Raw genomic sequence first — 20,535 nt, 5'->3', positions numbered from 1 at the left:
ACGTGGAACGCATGCTTCTCGCGTTGCTGTGTATCGGAATCTTCCTGGTCCAGCTCGACGTGACCGTGGTCAACGTGGCGCTGCCGACGATCCGGACCGGCCTTGATACCGGCGCGGCCGGGCAGCAGTGGGTCGTGAGCGGCTACATGATCGCGCTGGCTGGGCTCCTGCTCGTCTGCGGCGCACTGGGCGATCGCATCGGCCACCGCCGTACTGTGCTCGCCGGACTCACGGTTTTCGGCTGCGCGTCCTTGGTGTGCGGCATAGCGCCGAACATAGAGCTCGTGGTCGCAGCACGCGCACTCCAGGGCGTCGGCGCTGCGCTGCTCTTGCCGAGCACGCTGGCCGTCATCACCGATCAGTACGTCGACAGCGCCGCAAGGGCCCGTGCCGTTGGGATCTGGGCCGGTGCGGGTGCTCTGGCGTTGGTCGCCGGACCGGTCCTCGGCGGCGTACTGGTCAATGCATTCGGCTGGCGTGCGGTGTTCCTGATCAACTTGCCGATCATCGCGTTGGTGCTGCCAATGGCTTGGCGGATGGTGCCACGACGCCGGATTGCTCACCGCCAGACACACGTCCGGCTGCACATCGGTGCTGCGTTCGTCGGAGCCAACGTGGTCTCCGGTCTGATGAATCTGGTTGGTCTAGGCACGCTGCTCGCTCTGACCCTTTATTTACAAGAGCATCTGGACCAATCCGCGCTCCGTGCCGGCTTGGAACTGCTGCCGGTTCTGCTGCCACTGGCCGTCCTCGGTCCGGTCTCAGGTCGCATCACAGCTCGGTACGGCTCCAGGCTGCCGATGTCGTTCGGCCTTGCTCTCGGGGCTATCGGCTCGTTCTGCCTGCTGGCTGTCCGCTCGGACAGCCGTTACGGCGCAGTCATTCCCGTAGAGATCGGCCTGGGCATAGGCATGGGTCTGCTGACCGCCGCGGTAGTGCACGCGGCCATCGCAGCACTACCGCCGGACCGCGCCGGTCTGGCCAGCGGCGTCAACAACACTGCGCGGCAAGCGGTCGGCGCAGCGGGCGTAGCCGGCTACAGCGCGGTGCTCAGCCACTCCGCGAGCTTCACCGCAGGTCTGCACACCCTTGCCTGGGTAGGCGGCGTCCTGTGGGTAGTTGCGCTCGGCATCACTTGGCTGACGGTCGACTAGTCGGCCGGCCAGATGGTGCGGAAGATCGTGGAGCGCAGCCGGTAGAACCTACGACGAGCAGACTGCATCAGCGCCGGCGACGGCCGCAGCCGTTCGGTCGGAAAACGCATGGGGACTTCCTCAGCGCTAGTACTTCACCGAATCGGCGATCTCGGCAGCACGGGCGGCATCTGGCGTGATCACCTGGACGAGCATCGAGCCGCCGTCCCCGCGATCGACGACCCGTTCGAACAGGACCATATCGGCCCCGGCGCATCCACTGGAAATCCGGTCCGTGGTCGGCCGGTCATTGAACGTGCCCGGGTAGGTCGGGCCCGGCTTGCACCCGAGCGCCTTGTTGTCGGGCAGGGCGAGCTTCGAGCCCGCCAGGCCGATGAACACGCCCGGCGTGTTCGGCGACCAGTCGGCGTCCCGGCTGACCCGGAAAGCGGGCGACCCGGCCTTGCTGCCCGGCGCCAGCCAGTTCGTCTGGGCGATCGACTTCGCCCAGGCCCGGGGCAGCGTCACCTGGAACTGTCCCTGCGAGACCACGATCGCCTTGCGACTGGACAGGTACCACTGGCCGGCGTACCCGGCGCCGCCGCCGACCACCAGCGCGAGTAGTGCGGCGACGACCCAGCGGCCGCGCTTCCGTTTCCGCTTGGGCGTCGGGGCAGGCTCCGTGGCCTCTTCTGGTACGGCGGGAGCGTCGACCGCGACCGTCTCCGTGTCCGCCGGTTCCGACGGCTCGGCGAGCTTCACGATCGTCGGCTGGTTCTCGTCGCTCAACGCGGTCTTCGCACCCAGGTGATCCGTGTCGACGGCAATCACTTCGCGGATCGACAGCGGGAAGTCGTGCGTGGTCTCGTCCAGCCCGCCCACAAGCTCCCGCGTGAACGACTGCACGTCCGGCCAGCGCTTCTCCCGGTCCGGGTCCAGCGCGCGGACGATCGCGGCGTCGACCTGCTCCGGCAGCTCGAACCCGAGCGAGCTCGGCGGCGGCGCCACCTCGACCCGGCTGGCCGCGCCCAGCCCGTCGACCTGGTGCGGCGATCGGCCGGTGAGAGCGGCGTACGCGACCGCGCCCAGCGAGTACTGGTCGGCACGCTGGTCCAGCCGCTCACCCAGCGCCTGCTCGGGAGCGACGTACGACGGGGTGCCGCCGGGCATCGTGATCCTCGACACCTCGTCGAGCGACTTGCCCAGGCCGAGGTCGGACAGGACCGCCCGCTCGCCGTCGTCCGTACTGCGGAACAGGACGTTCGCCGGTTTCACGTCCCGGTGCAGCAGACCGCGCCGGTGCAGGGCCTGCAGGCCGCGACCGACCTGGACCACCACGTCGACGGCCTCGGCCAGCGGCAGGGGGTTCTTCTTCAACCGATCGGCCAGCGTGCCGCGATCGGCGTACGTCAGCACCAGGAAAGGGCGGCCGTCCTCCAGCTCGCCGACGTCGTGCACCTGGACGACGTGCTCGGACTCGACCCGGCGCAGGAACCGGCCCTCCTCGAGGAACCGGTGCCGGACCGAGTCGTCATGGCCCCAGTTGTCCGCGAGCACCTTGATCGCGACTTCGGCATCCAGTTGCTCATCGTGAGCAAGCCATACCGTAGCGAAACCGCCTGAGCCCAGGCGTCGGCGCACGACGTAACGCCCGAGTCTGGTTGGGACCCCCATACAGGGCATTATGGAGTACTGGAGTGTCCCGTGCCGGGGCCGATCGAGAGCAAAGGCGCAGATGAGCGAGAGCACCAGCCCGACCGACGACCTCGCAACCCTCGCGGAGCAGGCGCAGGCGGGTGACAAGAACGCGATGGACGATCTGCTACGGCAGGTCTACCCCCGCGTCCTGCGGATCTGCCGCAGCGTCCTGCCGTACTCCGCCGACGCCGAGGACGCCGCTCAGGAAGCGCTGCTGAACATCGCCACCAAGATCAACACGTACTCCGGCCGCAGCAGCTTCTCCACCTGGGTCCACTCCGTCGCGGCCAACTCCGCCCGCTCGACGTACCGCAAGCTGAAGCGCAGCGCCCAGGCCGCGCACAACCCCGAGCAGATGGAGAAGCCGGACCCGCGGACCACCAGCGTGATCGCCGGCACCCGCCTGGACCTCCTGGAGGCGCTGGAGACGCTGGAGCGCGACCGTCCCCAGATGGTCACTCCCCTGGTGCTCCGCGACGTCTACGGCCTGTCGTACGAGGAGATCGCGGCCGAGGTCGGCGCACCGCTGGGCACGGTCAAGTCCCGGATCCACGATGCCCGCGAGGTCGTCCGGCCGCTCTTGCGCCCCAAGGACTGACCTGCCCCAGACATACCCTCCGGGTTATGTCCGCCCGGGGGTTATTGCACAACGGTGACTACCTCAAGCTGCTGACCGGCCAGACGATCAGCTCCATCGGCTCCGCGATGAGCTCGTTCGTCTTCGTGCTGCTCGGCCTGGCCATCACCGGGTCCCCTGTTCAAGCCGGCCTGATCGGTGCGGCGAGTGCGCTCGGATCGACCCTGATGTCGCTCCCCGGCGGCGCGCTGGCGGATCGCTGGAACCGGCGCCGGATCCTGATCGGGTACAGCCTGTTCGGGACCGTGCTGTACGGATCGGTCGCCGTGGCCGGGTGGCTCGACGTACTGACGCTGCCGCACCTGATCGCCGTCAGCCTGCTCAGCGGTGCGGGCTACGTCCTGTTCGTCCCGGCCGAGGCCGGTGCGCTGCGGCAGATCGTCGACCCCGACGACATCGGGACCGCCCTCGCCGCCAGCCACGGCCGGCAGAACCTGGCGGCGCTGATCGGAGCACCGCTCGGCGGCGTGCTCTACTCTGTCGGCCGCGTCATCCCGGTGGCCGTCGACGCGATCTCGTACCTCGTGATGACGGTCATGCTGTCGACGATCCGGCACCCGCTGCCGGCGGCCAAGCCCGACGGCGACAAGCACGAGCCGATGCTGAAGGCGATCCGTTCCGGGCTGACGTGGATACTCCGCCAGCCCGCGTTGCGCACGATCGCCACGGTCGCGACCATCCTCAACTTCGCCGCGAACGGCACGGTCATCGTGCTCATTCTGAGCATGCAGCAGCGTGGCGTACCGACGCCGGTGATCGGGTTGCTGGAGACCGGCCTGGGGGTGGGTGGCCTGCTGGGAGCGATCGCCGCACCGAAACTGCTCGCGAGGTTCAGCACCGGCAGGATCACGATCGCGTCCACCTGGATCACCAGCATCACCTTCGGCGCGACCGCGTTCACCACGCACGCCGCAGTGCTGATCGTGCTGCCGTCGTTCGCGATGTTCCTGCTGCCTGCACTGAACTCGGGCCTCTTCGGCTACCAGATGCTGATCACCCCGGACAACCTGCAAGGCCGCGCGCAGAGCGCGGTGATGTTCCTGGCGAGCAGCACCAACCCGCTCGCACCGCTGCTCGGCGGATTGATGCTCGAAGGCTCCGGCTCGCGGACAGCGCTGCTGGTGTTCGGCGTCTTGCTCGTGCTCAGCGCCGTACTGCTCACCCTGAGTCGTCCGATCCGGTCGATCCCGTTGCTGTCGGAGGTGTCGGGTACGACGGCGGGTTGATCGGGGCTCCCGTAATGGGCGGGCGTGTGCTCAGATGGGGACATGAAGAAGCTCATCAACGACCCAGGTGATGTTGTGAGTGAAGCGCTGCGGGGGATGGCGGCAGCGCATCCGGATCGGTTGCGGGTGGATCTGGAGAACCGGATCGTCTACCGCAAGGACGCGCCGAGGCCGGGCAAGGTGGGGCTCATCTCCGGTGGCGGGTCAGGGCACGAGCCGATGCACGGCGGTTTCGTCGGGCTCGGGATGCTGGACGCAGCCTGCGCGGGCGAGGTGTTCACCTCCCCGGTGCCGGACCAGATGATGGCAGCGACGAAGGCGGTCGACGCGGGCGCCGGCGTACTGCACATCGTGAAGAACTACACCGGCGACGTGATGAACTTCGAGATGGCGGCCGAGCTCGCCGCGGCCGACGCCGGCACCGAGGTGCTGTCGGTCGTGACGAACGACGACGTCGCCGTCCAGGACAGCCTCTACACGGCCGGTCGCCGCGGTGTCGGGGTGACCGTGCTGCTGGAGAAGATCGTCGGTGCGGCCGCTGAGGAAGGCCAGCCGCTGGCCCAGGTCGCGGACCTCGCCCGCCGGGTGAACGACAACGGTCGCAGCATGGGTATGGCACTGACGTCGTGCACGGTCCCGGCCGCGGGCAAGCCGACGTTCGACCTGGCCGACAACGAGATGGAGGTCGGCATCGGCATCCACGGCGAGCCCGGCCGGCAACGGTTGCCGCTGGCACCCGCCAAGGACATCGCGGCGATGCTGGTCGATCCGGTGGTCTCCGATCTGCCTTATCAGCAAGGCGATTCGGTGATTGCCTTCGTCAACGGTATGGGCGGTACGCCGTTGATCGAGCTGTACATCATGTACAACGAGGTGGCCCAGCTGCTCGACCGCGCCGGCATCACGATCGCCCGCAACCTCGTCGGCAACTACATCACCTCGCTGGAGATGGCCGGCTGCTCGGTCACGCTGTTGAAGGTGGACGACGAACTGGTACGTCTCTGGGACGCGCCGGTGAACACCCCCGGCCTACGCTGGGGCGCGTGAGCATGGGAGTCGATTCCTTCGTCAACTGGTTGCGGGATGCCGCGGGCGTGCTGCACGAGAACGCGGCGTACCTGACCGAGCTGGACTCGGCGATCGGGGACGCGGATCACGGCGCCAACATGGATCGCGGGTTCCAGGCGATCGTGGCGGTGCTCGACGAGACGTCGTTCGAGAGCGCCGACGAGCTGTTGAAGAAGGCCGGGATGACGCTGGTCAGCAAGGTCGGCGGGGCGAGCGGGCCGCTGTACGGCACGTTCTTCCTGCGGTTCGGGACCGCGCTGGCCGGCGTCGCGCCGATCACCGCCGAGGCGGTCGGCAAGGCGCTGCATGCGGGTGTCGAGGGTGTACTTACCCGCGGCAAGGCCGAGCTCGGCGACAAGACGATGTACGACGCCTGGGCGCCGGCACTGGAGGCGTACGACGCTGCCGTGGCGGGTGGATCGGACGTCGGTCCGGCGCTGACCGCGGCGGCCGAGGCTGCGGCGAAGGGGCGGGATGCGACGGTTCCGCTGGTCGCGCGGAAAGGGCGGGCGAGCTATCTGGGTGAGCGGAGTGCCGGTCATCAGGATCCCGGGGCGACCAGCACGACGCTGATTCTGGAGTCTGCGGCCCGAACGCTCGCATGATCGGGATCGTGGTGGTGTCGCACAGCCGGGCGCTGGCCGATGCGGCGGTCGGGCTCGCGTCGGAGATGGTTGCCGAGGACAAGCGTCCGGTGATCGCGGTCGCGGCCGGGTTGGACGCGACGACGTTCGGGACCGACGCGATGGCGGTGTCGGAGGCGCTCGCTGCTGCGGACAGCCCGGATGGGGTGCTGGTGCTGCTCGATCTCGGCAGTGCGGTGCTGAGCGCGGAGATGGCGCTCGAGTTCGTGGATCCGTCCGTCGCTGATCACGTCCGTCTGAGCAGTGCGCCTCTGGTTGAGGGTTTGGTCGCCGCGGTGGTGACCGCCTCAACCGGCGCATCGCTCGACGCGGTGGTCACCGAGGCCGAACGCGGTTTAGTCGGCAAACAGGACCATCTCGGCGACACTCCAACTGTTGAGGCGGAGCCGGTTGTGGAGCCTGACCGGTCGCTGGAGATTGTCGTCAGCAACGAGCACGGCCTGCACGCGCGGCCGGCCGCTCGGCTGGTCGGGCTGGTGAACGGCTTCGATGCGGCGGTCACCTTGACCAACCTGGACACCGGCAAAGGGCCGGTGGATGCGGGCAGTTTGAGCATGGTCGCGACGCTGATCGCCCAGCAAGGTCATCGAGTATGCGTGGGGGCCAGCGGTCGGCAGGCATCCGAGGCCCTGGAAGCGATCGAGACGCTCGCCGCTGCAGGCTTCGGCGACGAACCCGCGCCCGATGTACGGTCTTCCACGGCGGGTGGGTCTGGTTTGGATGTGGCGATCGGGCCTGCGGTGTTGGTGGGCTCGGGCGTGGACGTGAGTGGTTATGTTGCCGGAGACAACGAACTTGGACGGCTCGAGCAGGCCCTGGAAACCGCCGGTGAGCAACTGCGGGTGTTGCGCGACACGACCCCCGAGCACGGCGACATCTTCGTGGCTCACCTGGCGCTGCTCGGTGATCGGAAGGTGCTCGACGATGTGCGTGCCTCGATCGCCGGCGGTGCGTCGGCGCCGGCCGCGTGGCAGCAGGTGTACGACGACCTCGCGGCGACCTTCGAAGGACTCGACGACGCGTACCAGCGTGAACGAGCGCAGGACGTCCGCGCTGTGCGGGATCGAGTGCTGCGGGTTCTGGTCGGAGCGTCCGAGGATGCACCGGCGGACGGCATCCTCGTAGTACCCGAGCTGGATGCTGCGACTGCGGCGACGCTTGATGCGACGCGGATCGCAGGGATCGCGGTGCGGGCGGCTGGTACGACCGGCCACGGGGTGATCGTGGCGCGGTCCCGTGGGATCCCGCTCATCACCGGGATCGGCGATGTCGACGTGCGGCCGGGTGCGACGATCGCGTTCGACGCACGGACCGGGACCTTCGAGGTTGCGCCGGACGAGGAGCACGTGCGGGCGACGATCGCCGAGCGGCAGGTAGAGCGCGATCGAGCAGTCGCCCAGGCGGACGAGCACGCGATCACCCGCGACGGCAGGACCATCGACGTACTCGTGAACGTCGGCGTCGTCCAGGACGCAGTCGACGCACGAGGCGCCGACGGATCAGGGCTGGTACGGACCGAGGTGCTCTTCGGCGACCGTCGTACTGCGCCGACCGTCGACGAGCAGGTCGAGGCGTTCCGCGCGATCGCACAAGCCCTTGGAAACAAGCCGATCACCATCCGCACGTGGGACATCGGCGGCGACAAGCCCCTTCCGTTCCTCCCGCAGGCCAAGGAGGCGAACCCGTTCCTCGGCGAGCGCGGCCTCCGCGTCTTCCGCCGTCGCCCGGAGCTTCTGCGCGACCAACTCGAAGCCATCCGTCGAGTAGCAGCCGAGACGCCGGTCCACGTGATGTTCCCGATGGTCACGACCGCCGACGAGGTCGCCTGGGCACTGGACGAGCTCGGCCCGCGGGACGGACTCGAGGTCGGCATCATGGTCGAGGTACCGGCCGCAGCGCTGCGCGTCGCCACCCTCGCCAAGGATCTCGACTTCGTCAGTATCGGCACCAACGACCTGACGCAGTACACGACGGCCGCCGACCGCACCAACACCGCGGTCGCCTCGCTGGCCGACGGTCTGGACCCCGCCGTACTCCAACTCATCGACCACGTCGTCCGCAACGCCGGTGTCCGCGTCGCGGTCTGCGGCGACCTGGCCAGCGACCCACAAGCCGCAGTACTGCTCGCGGCCCTCGGCGTCACCGAGCTCAGCGCGGTCGGTCCGCAGGTGCCACTCGTCAAAGCACGACTGCGGCAGTCCGACCTCAGTCAGGTCGACACTGCCGCAGTGCTCAGAGCCAGAGACGCAGATCAGGTGCGCGGCCTGCTGTAGTAGCGCAGTTCGACCAGGTTGAAGCCGGAGGTGCGCTCTGGCTTGGCGGGCAGGGTGTAGGACTCGCCGGGCTCCAGGTACGTCACGTCAGGGTGTTCGAGGTCCAGGTCGACCACGAGGGCCGGGTATGCGCCGGTGCGCCAGGTGTAGGACTCGCCGGCCTCGGGCGTCACGTGCTGAACGCGTACGTCGTCCTCGTCGACAACCACCTTCACCGGGAGCTCACCGGCCTGCTCGAAGCCGGACTCGGCCGGGACGCCGGCGACAGCGAAGCGCGGGTCGCCGCTGGCTTCCTCGCCCAGGTCGAGGACCTCGATCAACCGGTTGAGGTACAGCGCGTCGCCGTCGTTGGTGAGCATGTGCACCGGGGACACCGGGCGGTACACGGACCCGCCGACGGTTTCACTCAGCTGCCGCGCCGGACTGCCGTCCAGCCAGTCCATGTGGCACGGGGACGTCGACAGGCACAGTACGACATACGGGTTGTGGTGCAGGTGCCAGCCCTGCGCCTCACCGGGCTGCAGCGACACCTCCCACACGCGGACGCGCGAGTTCTTCAGCAGCACGCGGGTCCCGATCTCACCCAGTACGACCTCGCTGCCGTCCGGTGCGGTGACAGTGGTGCCTGCAGTCATGCCGTCTCCTCTATCGGTCGTTCCATCGCGACACCGGCGAGCACGGTGCCGTCGGGCATCGGTAGCTGGGCAGCCTCTACCTCGGTGAAGCCAAAAGCCTTGTAGAGCGGTACTCCGGGCAGCGTCGACATCAGCGCCAACCTGGTGAACCCCTCCGCGCGCGCTGCGTCCGTACACGCGGTCAGGATCGCTCTCCCGAGTCCACGCCGCGTCCAGTCCGCACGGACGAACATGGCGCGGATGCGGGCCGGCTCGGTCGCGGGGTCGAGCAGGCGCTCGTCGGCTCCCGCAGTACTCGCGTTGAACAGCTTGTTCCGCCGGCTCCATCCACCGCAGGCGACGATCTGGCCGTCAGCCTCGTGCACGTAGTAGGTGCCGTCGTCGATCAGCGCGGTATCCAGCGTGGTGATGTGCTCGGCTGCGCTCGCGGTCTCCTGCGCGTCGTAGTACGCCGGGAACACGTCCAGCACCGAGGCCCGGGCCAAGGCGGCAATAGCAGCCCCGTCCGCCGGCACAGCCAACCGCAGTACAGGATCCACGCGCACAGGCTAGTTCACCCCGAACGCCGCTTCTTGGCCCAGGTTCGGTACGTGGAGAACATCCGGACGCCGGTGATCAAGAAAACCAGGGACAACATCAGGAGCGAGGTATGCGTCGCGATCATCACGCCCGAGAACACCACTCCGACCGCGAGGTCCTTCGCCAGCCGCACGATCAGTTCCCGGTCGGCCGGCTCGGGCTCCGCCTCGAACCGCGGCGTGCGGACCGCGACCGTCGGCCGGCGCACCAGCGGACGTCTCTTGGCGGCAGGTTGACGTTTGACCACCGGCCGTTTGGCAGCTGGGACCGGCGAGGCGGTCATGCGGCCGATCCGGGCCAGGTGCTCCACCCCGACAGGCGTGAGCTCGTAGTCGGCCGGGCCGATGTCCTGTGGGCGGCGGACGACGTGCGCGGTGCCGATCAGCTCGTCCAGCGCAGCCTGGACCTGGTGGTCGGTGGCGCCGGTGCGGCTGACGAGCTCGACGCGGCTCAGCGGCCGACCCTCCAGGTGTCTGAGCACCAGCCGCTCGACGCCCGGGTCCGTCACTTCCGCCTGCGCATACTGCGGAACGGCCAGAGGAAGACACAGATGGCGATGATCGTGTAGAGCACCGCCGTCGGGAGGCTCGCGTGACCGCGCCAGATGTTGAGGCCGATGATCCCGACAACCAAGAGCACCGGCACCAACAGCACGGCAACCGTTCCCCAGTTCGGCCCCTTCGCCCCGGGCGGCAGCGTGATCGGCTCAGCCAGCTCGGGCACCGGCAGGCCCTCGAAGATCGGGTCCAGCTCCTGGCGGGTCTTGGCGGTGAGCAGGAGGTCCGTACGACGTCCCAGCTCGCCCCTGTCGATCCGCCCGACGGCGTACTGGTTCGCCAACGCCTCCGAGCAGACCGACCGGTCGTCGTCGGACAGCCACAGGTCCCGAGGGTCGGCCGGCGTGGTCTGTCGAGGGTGGATCGTGTCGGCGACGGTCGCCGCGAACAGCTTCCCCATCATCTTCAACGGCGACTCGACCAGCTCCTCGACCACTCGCAGCCGACCGGATCCGGCCGCGGTGATCTCGTAGTCGGCCGGTCCGGCATCCTGCGGGCGCCGTACGACGTACGTCCCCGCGACCAGGTCGTCCAACGCAGCCTGGACCCGGTGATCGCCGACGCCGGTACGGCGTGACAGCTCCGCCCGGCTCAACGGTGCGAACTGCAGATGCTCGAGAAGCGCGTGCTCCAGCGCCGGTTCATCCCCCACAGGGGTTATTTTCGCAGCTCCAGGCGGTCAGTCGAATGTCAAAAGCAGCAATCCGCCCGAGTACGTCGGCTGCAGCACCGCCTCCACCCGGACGTACTGCGCCCGCACCGGCGTGAACGTCGTGGTGTTGACCCGATCGACTGCAACGTCGTACGGCGTGGTGTTGTCGACCTCCCGCCACGTGTCCCCGTCCAGCCACTGCACACGCCAGGACTGCGGCACCCGGCACTGGCCGGAGCCGGTGTCGTCGTACCAGTACGCGGAGACCCTTGACACCTCGATAGCGTCTCGCAGGTCGTACGAGATCCACTCCGTCGTCCCGCGACGATCCCACCAGGTGAAGCGCGGAATCGACGTGTCAGCAGAGGATTCCGGCACCCGCCCCGAGTCAGGAGCTTCGAGGGAGTCACCGTCGTTGACATGCGACGCCGTGATCCGCGTCCGGTAGCTCCACTCCTTGCCGTGCGGTGACACCTGCGGGAACGACGTGACCCGCAGCCGCGCCGCACCCATCGGAATCAGCGTCACCGTCTCCACAGGTTCTGATGACTGCGCCGGACTCGGCTGCAGCAGCCCGACCACGTCCTCGGTGTCCGTCTCCCACTGCGGGAGCCGCCGCGCCTGCGTGGTCAGCGCGAGCGGCACTCCCTCGGTAGTAAAGGGATTCGCGCCGGCGTCCCGTCGTACGACGTCGAAGCGCGCACCTGCGACCAGGCCGTAGTTCCACGGTGACTCCGGATAGACAGAGAGCTCCGGCCATTCATCAGTTCCACCGATGCGCTCGTACTGCTCGTCGATCTGCAGCGAGTACGTCAACGGGCCGCGGTCCACAGACACCGAGTGCTGGTTGTCGTCCCAGACCCGAGTGCTCGTCCGCATCGGCAGCACCAGCTCCACGCGATCGCCGGGGTGCCAATTGCGGTCCACCTTGAGCCAGTCGCCGCTGACATGCACCGGCTGGCCGTTCACCTTCACTGACACGTCGCGAGCCCAGCCGGGACGCCTTAAATACAAGGGGAATCGCGCCGCTCCCTGGACGGTGAAGGAGATCGTGTCGGAGAACGGGTACTCCGTGTCCTGCACGATGCTCACGGTCTCGCCAGCAGCACCCACGCGAGCAGTCACCTTGCTGGCGGCGTACATCGACGCGGCCAGACCGTTGTCCGTGGTCGCCAGCCAGAGCTCCTGCGCGTAGTACGGCCAGCCCATGCCGTAGTTGTGCGGACAGCACCGGTACTGGTGTACGCCGTACTTGTAGGCCTGCATCGGGAACGGGTTCTGGAACTGCCCATGCTTCGGCTGGTCATCCAGCTGCACGCTGTTGGCACAGGTGATGTAGTGCATCACCTGTTGCTGCGGGTCGTACGACGCCGGCAGCGAGTTGAAAGCCAACTCCTCACACCGATCCGTCCAGGCCCTGTCACCGGTGAAGCGGGTGAGGAGCTCGCAGCTGTGCATCAGCTCGACGATCCCGCACGTCTCGAACCCCTGCCGCGGATCACCGAACCCAGGCCGCGAGTTCTCGTCCCCGGCGAACCCACCGCCCGGGAACTGCCCGTACAGCCCCATCACCGTCGCATAGTTCCGGTACGTCGCCGCGCGGTGCTTCTCCTCCCCGGACAGCAGCCAGTACTGCAGCGGCTCCCGGAACCCCTGCGCCAGGTTGACGTTGTGCCACGTCGGGATGCCGTCGACGTAGTCCGCCGACCCACTGTGCATCTTGGTCACCAGGTCGAGCAGCCACTCGTCCCCGGTGCGGTTGTAGAGCCAGTACGCACTGTCGATGTTGTCGCCCCAGCGGAACGCACCCCACGACCGGTTGAACACCTCCGGCGGCTGCGTGTTCTGGAACCCCAGGTAGTTCGTCATGAACGGAATGACCCGCTCGTCACCGGAGTACTCGTACCAGGACCGGAACGCAGCCAGCAGCGGCATCCCCGGCCAGAAGTCCGGCCCGCTCTCCAGCGAGGTCCGGAGCCGCTCCGGACCGAACCAGCCGTCGGCCGCCTGGGTCCCCAGGATGCCTTCCATCCACCGCTGCGTCCTGGTCAGCACGCCGGTGTTGCCGGTGACGTAGCCGAGGTCGCCGAACCCGCGGAGCCAGTACGGCAGCTCCTCCCACGCTCCCTGCGCCGGATCGACCCAGCCGTTCGTCTCGTAGACCAGGAAGTCCGAGATCTCGTCGTACCGGCCGCAGAGTCCGTCGACCTGAAGCTCCAACTGCTGCGCGAGCCAGCCGCGCGGCTCGATCGCGCCGGGCGGGAGCTTCTGGAACGGCACCGGCCGGAGCGGCGCGCGCTGCGGGACATAGTGTCCGCCACGACCGGCGGGTGGTCCGGACGGTTGGACAGCGTCGGCGTGGGCCGGATCGAGGGCGGTCACGATGGCCGCCGCTGCGAGAGAGACACCAAGGAAGTCACGTCGGGGCATTCCTTCTGGGGTGGGTTCGGGCATGGCGATACGCCTTTCGGGTGACGGGGGCGGACATCACACCGACGGAAAGACCGCACACGTTTTCCGTCGTTGACAACGTAGGACTGCCAACGGCCTTGGTCAAGATCAAAGCGCAGGTCAGCAACGCTGTGACGAGCTGCTGATAGGCTCCCGCCGGAGAACGGAAGGAAACGCGATGAAGAGGCCAGGCGTGCGGATCACCGACGTTGCCGCGCTGGCCGGCGTGTCCGCCGGCACGGCCTCGAAGGCGCTGAACAACACCGGCCAGCTGAGCCAGGAGACGAGAGATCGGGTACGACGGGCCGCCGCGCAGCTCAGGTTCACGCCGGACGCCCGGGGCCGCGCGCTCTCGTCCGGCCGGACGTACACCGTCGCTCTGCTGACCACGGACAGCTCGGGCCGTTTCAGCATCCCAATCATGCGCGGTGTCGAGGACGTACTCAGCGCAGGCGAGCTGGCGACCGTCCTGTGCGACACCCGCGACGATCCGCTACGCGAGCAGAGCTACCTGCGCGCACTGGTCGCGCGTGGGGTCGACGGCATCGTCGTGACCGGCCGGCGGACCGAGCCGCGGCCGCCGATCGACGTACCGCTGCCTGTCGTCTACGCGCTAGCCGCCTCGACCAATCCGGCGGACGCCTCGGTCATCGTCGACGACGCAGCCGGCGCCGCCGCCACAATCACCCACCTGCAGGGTCTGGGCCGCACTCGGATCGCCCACATCACCGGCCCGGCTCACCACCGATCAGCCGCCGAGCGCGTCGATGCCGTTGCCGCAGCCCTCTGCACCGAGCCGCTGTTCGGCGAGTGGACCGAACGCTGGGGTCGCCAAGCCACAGACCTGGTACTGCGCCAGGATCCGGACGCAATCACGTGTGGCAGCGACCAGATCGCCCGCGGCGTCTGCGACCGCCTCCGCGAGCTCGGCCGCTCAGTGCCCGACGAGATCGCCGTGACCGGCTACGACAACTGGCCGGTGATGGCCCTGGCCAGCAGGCCGCCACTCACGACCGTCGACCTCCGCCTCGAGGACCTAGGGCGCCGCGCAGCCTCCCTGCTGCTGGAAGCGATCGCAGGCACGCCACACCACGGCGTACTCGAACTCCCGGCCCAGCTGGTCACACGCGAGTCGACGCTAGGACCCTGACCGCCGGCGTTCCTCCCGGGCCGGACGCGACGCCCATCGGTACGCGTAGAACGTCCACGCCAGCGCCGGCAGTCCGAAGATGGCCGCAGCGATCTCCCGGCCGAACACCATGAACAGCAGCCCGGTCAGCACGAACGGCACCGCCAGCCAAGCGGCCGCGGCGAACCCGGCCCACCGCCACTTCCCCGGCTTCCGCTCCGGCGGCTTGTACAACGAGGGCGCCGGCAACCCGGCAAAGATCGGCTGGAGGTCGCCATGCGTCACCGCGTCGTTCAGCAGATCGACCCGGCGATGCAGCTCCAACTCGTCCAGCCGCCCGACCGCGAACTGCTCCGCCAGCTCATCGGTGGCGATCCGGCGTTCCTCGTCCGTCAGCCGGATCTGAGCCATCCGCCGCCGAGCCGCCGCAGCCCGAGCCTCCTGGCCGGCCGCAGCCGCCAGGCCCATCAGCTCCCCCGGCTTCACCGGCCGCCGCTCTGCCATCCATCACCTCACTCGTCCCCACCGAGTGTGCCAGACGACCGGAGGAGCACCAGGGGCTCAGTTCAGGACGGACGGCAGCGTGGCCGTCCACGCCGTACGCAGTTCTGCCAGCGGGACCTCGAACTGGTCCTGTACGTCGAGGGTGTCGCCGGTGATCACGCCGATCTTGGCGTGCGGGAAGCGGCGGGCGGTGCACATGTCGGTGAACCGCACCTCCTCGGTCCGCGGTACGGCGACCACCGCGCGGCCGGCCGACTCCGCGAACAGGAACAGGAACGGGTCGAGCCCGTCCGGCGCCCACACCCGCGCACCGACACCGCCGCGCAGCGCGGACTCGACCAGCGCCTGTGCGACACCGCCGTCGCTGACGTCGTGCGCGGCGTCGATCAGCCCGTCGCGCGACGCGTTGATCAGGATGTCGGCCAGCTGCTTCTCGGCCTCGAGGTCGACCGCCGGCGGGCGTCCGCCGAGGTGACCGTGGATGACGTTCGCCCACTCCGAGCCGGACAGCTCCTCCTCGGTCTCACCGAGCAGGTACAGCTGGTGACCCTCCATCTCGGCCGTGAACCCGATCGGCGTACGGCGGGTGACGTCGTCGATCACACCGAGCACACCGACCACCGGGGTCGGCAGGATCGGTGTCTCGCCGGTCTGGTTGTAGAACGACACGTTGCCGCCGGTGACCGGGATGCCGAGCTCGATGCAGCCGTCGACCAGACCCCGGATCGCCTCGGTGAACTGCCACATCACGCCCGAGTCCTCCGGCGAGCCGAAGTTCAGGCAGTCCGTCACCGCTGCCGGCCGGGCACCTGTGGTGGCCACGTTCCGGTAGGACTCGGCCAGCGCCAGTTTCGCACCGGTGTACGGGTCGAGCTTGGCGAACCGTCCGTTGCAGTCGGTCGAGACCGCGACACCCAGGCCGCTGGTCTCGTCGACCCGGATCATCCCGCTGTCCTCGGGCTGCGAGAGCACCGAGTTGCCGAGCACGTACCGGTCGTACTGGTCCGTCACCCACGACTTGTCACAGAGGTTCGGCGAGGCGACCAACCGCAGCAGGGTGTCCCGCAGCTCCGCGCCACTGCTTGCCCGAGGCAACTTCTCGGCGCCGTCGGCCTGCAACGCGTCCTGCCAGTCCGGCCGCGCGTACGGGCGGTTGTAGACCGGCCCCTCGTGCGCGACGGTCTCCGGCAGTACGTCGACGACCCGCTCGCCGTGCCAGTCGATCTCCAGCCGGCCGGTGTCGGTCACCTCACCGATCACATCGGCCTGCACGTCCCACTTCGCGCAGATCTTCAGGAACTCTTCGACGTTCTCCGGGGTGACACAGGCCATCATCCGTTCCTGCGACTCACTCATCAGGATCTCTTCGGGCGACAGCGACGCGTCCCGCAACGGCACCTTGTCCAGCGAGACCCGCATGCCGCCGTCGCCCGCGCTGGCGAGCTCCGAGGTCGCACAGGACAGGCCACCGCCGCCGAGGTCCTGGATGCCCTCGACCACGTTCGCGGCGAAGAGCTCGAGCGTGCACTCGATCAGCAGCTTCTCCATGAACGGGTCGCCGACCTGGACCGCCGGCCGCTTGGTCGGACCACCCTCGGCGAACGTCTCCGAAGCCAGCACCGACACGCCGCCGATCCCGTCACCGCCGGTCTTGGCGCCGTACAGGATCATCTGGTTGCCGACGCCGGTCGCGTTCGCGAGGTGCAGGTCCTCGTGCCGCATCACACCGATGCAGAGCGCGTTCACCAGCGGGTTGCCCAGGTACGTCGGGTCGAAGACGACCTCGCCGCCGATGTTCGGCAGGCCGAGGCTGTTGCCGTAGCCGCCGACGCCGGAGACGATGCCCGGCAGCACCCGCTTGGTGTCCGGAGCGTCCAGCGGGCCGAAGCGCAGCGGGTCCATCACCGCGACCGGACGGGCACCCATCGCGATGATGTCGCGGACGATGCCGCCGACGCCGGTCGCGGCACCCTGGTACGGCTCGACGTACGACGGGTGGTTGTGCGACTCGACCTTGAACGTGACGGCGTACCCCTCGCCGATGTCGATCACGCCGGCGTTCTCACCGATACCGGCCAGCATCTTCCCGGTCGGCGTCTCCTGCGGGATCTCGCCGAACCGCTTCAGGTGCACCTTGGACGACTTGTACGAGCAGTGCTCGCTCCACATCACCGAGTACATCGCCAGCTCACAGCTGGTCGGACGCCGGTCCAGGATGTCCCGGATCCGCTGGTACTCGTCCGGCTTCAGTCCGAGCTCAGCCCACGGCTGCTCGACCTCAGGCGTGTTGGTGGCATTGCTGACGGTGTCGGTGGACACGTTAGGACTCCTGCACTAGGTGGGACTCAGGTGAAACGGTAGCGGGCTGCCGGGAAGCCATGAGATGAGCCACCAGCAGTGGGAGGGCGAAGCCGATCATGATCGCGGGCAGTGCGACCCCGGCGTCGTTCAACAGCATGCCGACGAGACCGCACGTCGACATGGCCAGCAGCGTGGGCCGGACCATCGGCAGGCTGCGGTAGAACTCGCGGTAGGACTCCGAGGGCACCCGGTCCGGCAGGACTGTCGCCAGCATGCAGAGGATGACTCCGACGAGCATCCCCCAGCCGGCCGGTCCGCTGAAGAACTGGACTGCCATCTGAAGCTTGCGGATGAGTACGTCGCTGACGTCGCCGTCGAGCAGCCGCGCGACGAACGTGCCGAAGTGGCTGCGCTGCTCGGGCGGACGCAGGTAGTCGAGGAAGGCAACCAACGACACCGCCAGCACGCCGGCAACGCCCACACCGATCAGTGCGCGCAGCGAGATGGTGCCCTTCCAGGTGAGCCAGGCCATCAGCAGCACGGCCGGCGTCAGCGCGATGATGCCGCCGAAGTCGGTACCCCAGCCCGGCTTGCCGTCCACGACGATCGCAGCACCGCCGATGACCAGTACTGCGAGTGCAGCCTGCACTCTGCTCTTGTCGATCAGCTTCTGCGCGGCCCAGCCGGCCGTGATCAGCGCACCGACCGCCAGCGTGGCGAAGGTCGAGTTGCCGAAGCCATAGAACCGCCCGCCGATAACGGGCCCGTCGGCGAACATGCTGCCGACCTGCATCGGCGTACCGAGCACTCCGTCGATCAACAGGAGCAGGTACGCCGCCAACGCGAGCCCGAGGTACGCGTACCGCTTCAGGAACACCTGCGCCAGGACTGCGGACAAAGCGCTGATGCCGATCGTCACGGCGTACAAGGAGAATCCGGGCGACGGCCACCGCCACCAGAGCGTCGCCTGCGCCAGGAAGACAGCGATGAAGAACCCGCCCTGCATGAGCAGCGTGAACACCGCAGTACGACGGGACGCCGGGCTGCGCCTGATCAAGAACCACACCAGGGCGAGCACCTCGGCGCCGACGATCGTCAACGCCACCACGAACAGCACCGGCCGTGGTTGCTCGAACCGCTGGTTGGCGTCGAGGCGGTCCTCGATCACTGCTTCTGCATTGGTGTGCAGGCCGCCGGTGAAGTGGATCTCCGCGCCGTCGAGCGGACCTGCCTTCTCGGACCCGGCTGGGTCGACCGGCTTGGCCTCCCCACGCAGGACGGTGGCGGTGATGTCGGTCAGCTGGATCATGCCGGGGCGGCGGGTCGAGTCGCTGGTCAGCCAGCGCGGACCGTTGTCCGGAGGGAGATGCATCGCCACCAGCGTCTGCTGGTGTGCGTCGGCGGTCTCCTGGCCGACTCCGACGAGCAGCACCCAGCCACCTGCAGCTCTGGCTTGCGTCACCAGGTCTGCTACGTGCTTGCGTGCTTCGTCGCGTCCTTCGCGGAGCGGCATGGCGCCGGCATCGACGATCGCGTCGCCACACGCAGTACTGGCCAGCTTGGCGGCGTCGAAGTCGGGGCTCCAGTTGGCGACGGTGCCGTTGGGCTTCGCTACGGCGATCGCTGCGCCTGGGCCGAAGCCGCAGACCCGGTCGCGGCTGATGCCCAGGCGGCCGATGGGAGCGCCGGTGTGGTGCTCGGCCTGGCGGTCGACGTACGACTGCCAGCCGGCGATCTTGCCGTCGGTCACCGCGGGCAGGTCACCACACGGCTGGTCCGGAACGTTGCCCCAGGCACGCGTACCGGCGCTGATCGTCAACCACCCGTCGACCGGACAGGTGTGCGGCCCGGCCGTCTTCACCGAGATCGACCCCACATGCGACTGATTCACCAAGGCGGTCAGCTCCGGCGAAGCCTGTACGTCACTCCAGCTCAGCCCGGGTACGCCGATCACCACGACCTTCGCCATCAGGTCGGTGGGTTGTGCAGCCGCCGTACCAGTGCCGGCCAGGACGACCGCCGCCGCTAGTAAGAGGGTGCGGGCCAGGAGCGACCGCACCCCTGTCAGGCTCATCAGGAGGCGACGACGGCCTTCAGCACCGAGGTGAAGAAGCCCAGGCCGTCCGTGGTCGGGCCGGTGAGTGTCTCGACGCAGTGCTCGGGGTGCGGCATCAGGCCGACCACGTTGCCGCGCTCGTTGGTGATCCCGGCGATGTCGCGGTACGAGCCGTTCGGGTTCTCGTCCAGGTAGCGGGCGACGACGCGGCCCTCGCCCTCCAGCCGGTCCAGCGTCGCCTCGTCCGCGACGAACGAACCGTCCTGGTTCTTCAGCACGATGGTGATCTCGTGGTTGGCGTCGTAGTCGCTGGTCCAGGCGGTGCGGTTGTTCTCGATCCGCAGCGGCTGGTCCTTGCAGATGAACTTGCGGTGGTGGTTCTTGATCAGCGCACCGGGCAGCAGGTGCGACTCGCACAGCACCTGGAAGCCGTTGCAGATCCCCAGCACCGGCAGGCCCTCACCGGCCTTCTTGATGATGGTCTCCATCACCGGGGCGAACCGGGAGATCGCGCCGGCGCGCAGGTAGTCGCCGTACGAGAAGCCGCCGGGCAGGACGACCGCGTCCACGCCGTGCAGGTCCGCGTCACCGTGCCAGAGCGCGACCGCCTCGGCACCGGCCACCGCGGCCGCCCGCCGGGCGTCCGCGTCGTCCAGCGAACCCGGGAAGGTGACGACCCCGATCTTCACTGTCCGTTCTCCACGTGCAGCGTGTAGTCCTCGATCACCGGATTGGCCAGCAGGGTGTCCGCGGCCTTGCGGATCTCGGCGACCCGCTCCTCCGTCGCCTCACCGTCCAGGGTGATCTCGAAGCGCTTTCCCTGCCGGACGTCGGCCACGCCGTCGAAGCCGAGCCGGCCGAACGCGCCGTGCACCGCCTTGCCCTGCGGGTCGAGAATCTCGGGCTTGAGCATGACGTCGACGACAACGCGAGCCACTGACTACTCCAGGTTCGTTCCGGGGTGACGCCTGAATCCTACCGAGCGAGCACCA

General features: G+C 68.4%; 18 protein-coding genes and 1 pseudogene. 8 read left to right on the top strand and 11 right to left on the bottom strand.

What is annotated here, in order from left to right:
* The first annotated feature begins 11 nt into the window (after positions 1 to 11).
* Positions 12 to 1,154, top strand: a complete 1,143-nt coding sequence (locus tag FDA38_RS24040) for an MFS transporter (RefSeq protein WP_137256752.1) — start codon at positions 12 to 14, stop codon at positions 1,152 to 1,154.
* A gap of 126 nt (positions 1,155 to 1,280) precedes the next feature.
* Here FDA38_RS24040 and FDA38_RS24035 read toward each other — a convergent pair whose 3' ends face one another.
* The gene (locus FDA38_RS24035) at positions 1,281 to 2,807 is read right to left on the bottom strand and encodes a serine/threonine-protein kinase (protein ID WP_137256323.1); all 1,527 of its coding nucleotides are present in this window, start codon (positions 2,805 to 2,807) and stop codon (positions 1,281 to 1,283) included.
* A 61-nt stretch (positions 2,808 to 2,868) separates the two neighbouring features.
* Between FDA38_RS24035 and FDA38_RS24030 the strand changes: the two genes are divergently transcribed.
* The 6 genes and pseudogenes from FDA38_RS24030 (at position 2,869) to ptsP (ending at position 8,679) form a co-directional block, all read left to right on the top strand.
* Entirely contained in the window at positions 2,869 to 3,429 is a 561-nt protein-coding gene (locus FDA38_RS24030; protein ID WP_134110310.1) for an RNA polymerase sigma factor, read from the top strand.
* A 26-nt stretch (positions 3,430 to 3,455) separates the two neighbouring features.
* Positions 3,456 to 4,694: an MFS transporter gene (locus tag FDA38_RS24025; RefSeq protein ID WP_137256322.1), complete on the top strand. Its 1,239-nt coding sequence runs from the start codon at positions 3,456 to 3,458 to the stop codon at positions 4,692 to 4,694.
* A gap of 42 nt (positions 4,695 to 4,736) precedes the next feature.
* Positions 4,737 to 5,741, top strand: coding sequence for a dihydroxyacetone kinase subunit DhaK (dhaK, locus tag FDA38_RS24020; RefSeq protein ID WP_137256321.1), 1,005 nt, complete (start codon positions 4,737 to 4,739; stop codon positions 5,739 to 5,741).
* Positions 5,742 to 5,743: 2 nt separating this feature from the next.
* Positions 5,744 to 6,367 carry a dihydroxyacetone kinase subunit DhaL gene (dhaL, locus tag FDA38_RS24015; RefSeq protein WP_137256751.1) on the top strand — a complete coding sequence of 208 codons (624 nt, stop codon included), beginning with the start codon at positions 5,744 to 5,746 and terminating at the stop codon, positions 6,365 to 6,367.
* A pseudogene (gene dhaM / locus FDA38_RS43555) lies at positions 6,364 to 6,774 on the top strand (dihydroxyacetone kinase phosphoryl donor subunit DhaM); the annotation flags it as partial. The gene dhaL and the pseudogene dhaM, both read left to right, overlap by 4 nt.
* 24 nt (positions 6,775 to 6,798) lie before the next feature.
* Positions 6,799 to 8,679: a phosphoenolpyruvate--protein phosphotransferase gene (gene ptsP, locus FDA38_RS24010; RefSeq protein ID WP_380090976.1), complete on the top strand. Its 1,881-nt coding sequence runs from the start codon at positions 6,799 to 6,801 to the stop codon at positions 8,677 to 8,679.
* Here the strand turns inward: ptsP and FDA38_RS24005 are convergent.
* The 5 genes from FDA38_RS24005 to FDA38_RS23985 are packed head-to-tail and all read right to left on the bottom strand — an operon-like array spanning position 8,658 to position 13,532.
* Positions 8,658 to 9,314, bottom strand: a complete 657-nt coding sequence (locus tag FDA38_RS24005) for a cupin domain-containing protein (RefSeq protein ID WP_137256319.1) — start codon at positions 9,312 to 9,314, stop codon at positions 8,658 to 8,660. The two genes, ptsP and FDA38_RS24005, sit on opposite strands and share 22 nt — an antisense overlap.
* Positions 9,311 to 9,853 (bottom strand): GNAT family N-acetyltransferase, encoded by a 543-nt coding sequence (locus FDA38_RS24000; RefSeq protein WP_202877797.1) that lies wholly within the window; start codon positions 9,851 to 9,853, stop codon positions 9,311 to 9,313. Before FDA38_RS24000 ends, FDA38_RS24005 begins: the two co-directional genes overlap by 4 nt.
* A gap of 14 nt (positions 9,854 to 9,867) precedes the next feature.
* On the bottom strand, positions 9,868 to 10,401 hold the full coding sequence (locus FDA38_RS23995) for a hypothetical protein (protein ID WP_137256317.1): 534 nt from the start codon (positions 10,399 to 10,401) through the stop codon (positions 9,868 to 9,870).
* On the bottom strand, positions 10,398 to 11,102 hold the full coding sequence (locus tag FDA38_RS23990) for a DUF1707 domain-containing protein (RefSeq protein ID WP_137256316.1): 705 nt from the start codon (positions 11,100 to 11,102) through the stop codon (positions 10,398 to 10,400). Before FDA38_RS23990 ends, FDA38_RS23995 begins: the two co-directional genes overlap by 4 nt.
* A 27-nt stretch (positions 11,103 to 11,129) precedes the next feature.
* A complete protein-coding gene (locus FDA38_RS23985) occupies positions 11,130 to 13,532 on the bottom strand; it encodes a beta-L-arabinofuranosidase domain-containing protein (RefSeq protein WP_137256315.1) in 2,403 nt (800 codons plus the stop codon).
* Positions 13,533 to 13,731: 199 nt separating this feature from the next.
* Here FDA38_RS23985 and FDA38_RS23980 point away from each other — a divergent pair, with 199 nt between their 5' ends.
* A complete protein-coding gene (locus tag FDA38_RS23980; RefSeq protein ID WP_137256314.1) occupies positions 13,732 to 14,703 on the top strand; it encodes a LacI family DNA-binding transcriptional regulator in 972 nt (323 codons plus the stop codon).
* Here the strand turns inward: FDA38_RS23980 and FDA38_RS23975 are convergent.
* The 5 genes from FDA38_RS23975 to purS are packed head-to-tail and all read right to left on the bottom strand — an operon-like array spanning position 14,692 to position 20,480.
* Positions 14,692 to 15,186, bottom strand: coding sequence for a DUF1707 SHOCT-like domain-containing protein (locus tag FDA38_RS23975; protein ID WP_137256313.1), 495 nt, complete (start codon positions 15,184 to 15,186; stop codon positions 14,692 to 14,694). The genes FDA38_RS23980 and FDA38_RS23975 overlap by 12 nt on opposite strands.
* 57 nt (positions 15,187 to 15,243) lie before the next feature.
* Complete coding sequence (purL, locus tag FDA38_RS23970) at positions 15,244 to 17,505, bottom strand: phosphoribosylformylglycinamidine synthase subunit PurL (protein ID WP_137256312.1); 2,262 nt, start codon at positions 17,503 to 17,505, stop codon at positions 15,244 to 15,246.
* 1 nt (position 17,506) lies between these two features.
* Entirely contained in the window at positions 17,507 to 19,546 is a 2,040-nt protein-coding gene (locus FDA38_RS23965; RefSeq protein ID WP_137256311.1) for a hypothetical protein, read from the bottom strand.
* Between the two features lie 14 nt (positions 19,547 to 19,560).
* On the bottom strand, positions 19,561 to 20,232 hold the full coding sequence (gene purQ, locus FDA38_RS23960; protein ID WP_137256310.1) for a phosphoribosylformylglycinamidine synthase subunit PurQ: 672 nt from the start codon (positions 20,230 to 20,232) through the stop codon (positions 19,561 to 19,563).
* The gene (purS, locus tag FDA38_RS23955) at positions 20,229 to 20,480 is read right to left on the bottom strand and encodes a phosphoribosylformylglycinamidine synthase subunit PurS (RefSeq protein WP_130387955.1); all 252 of its coding nucleotides are present in this window, start codon (positions 20,478 to 20,480) and stop codon (positions 20,229 to 20,231) included. The genes purQ and purS overlap by 4 nt, the downstream gene beginning before the upstream one ends.
* Positions 20,481 to 20,535 lie beyond the last annotated feature (55 nt).

Origin of the sequence: Kribbella jiaozuonensis, from assembly GCF_005233875.1 — a bacterium.
Classification (GTDB): domain Bacteria; phylum Actinomycetota; class Actinomycetes; order Propionibacteriales; family Kribbellaceae; genus Kribbella; species Kribbella jiaozuonensis.
This window is presented reverse-complemented; position numbering and strand designations above follow the sequence as displayed.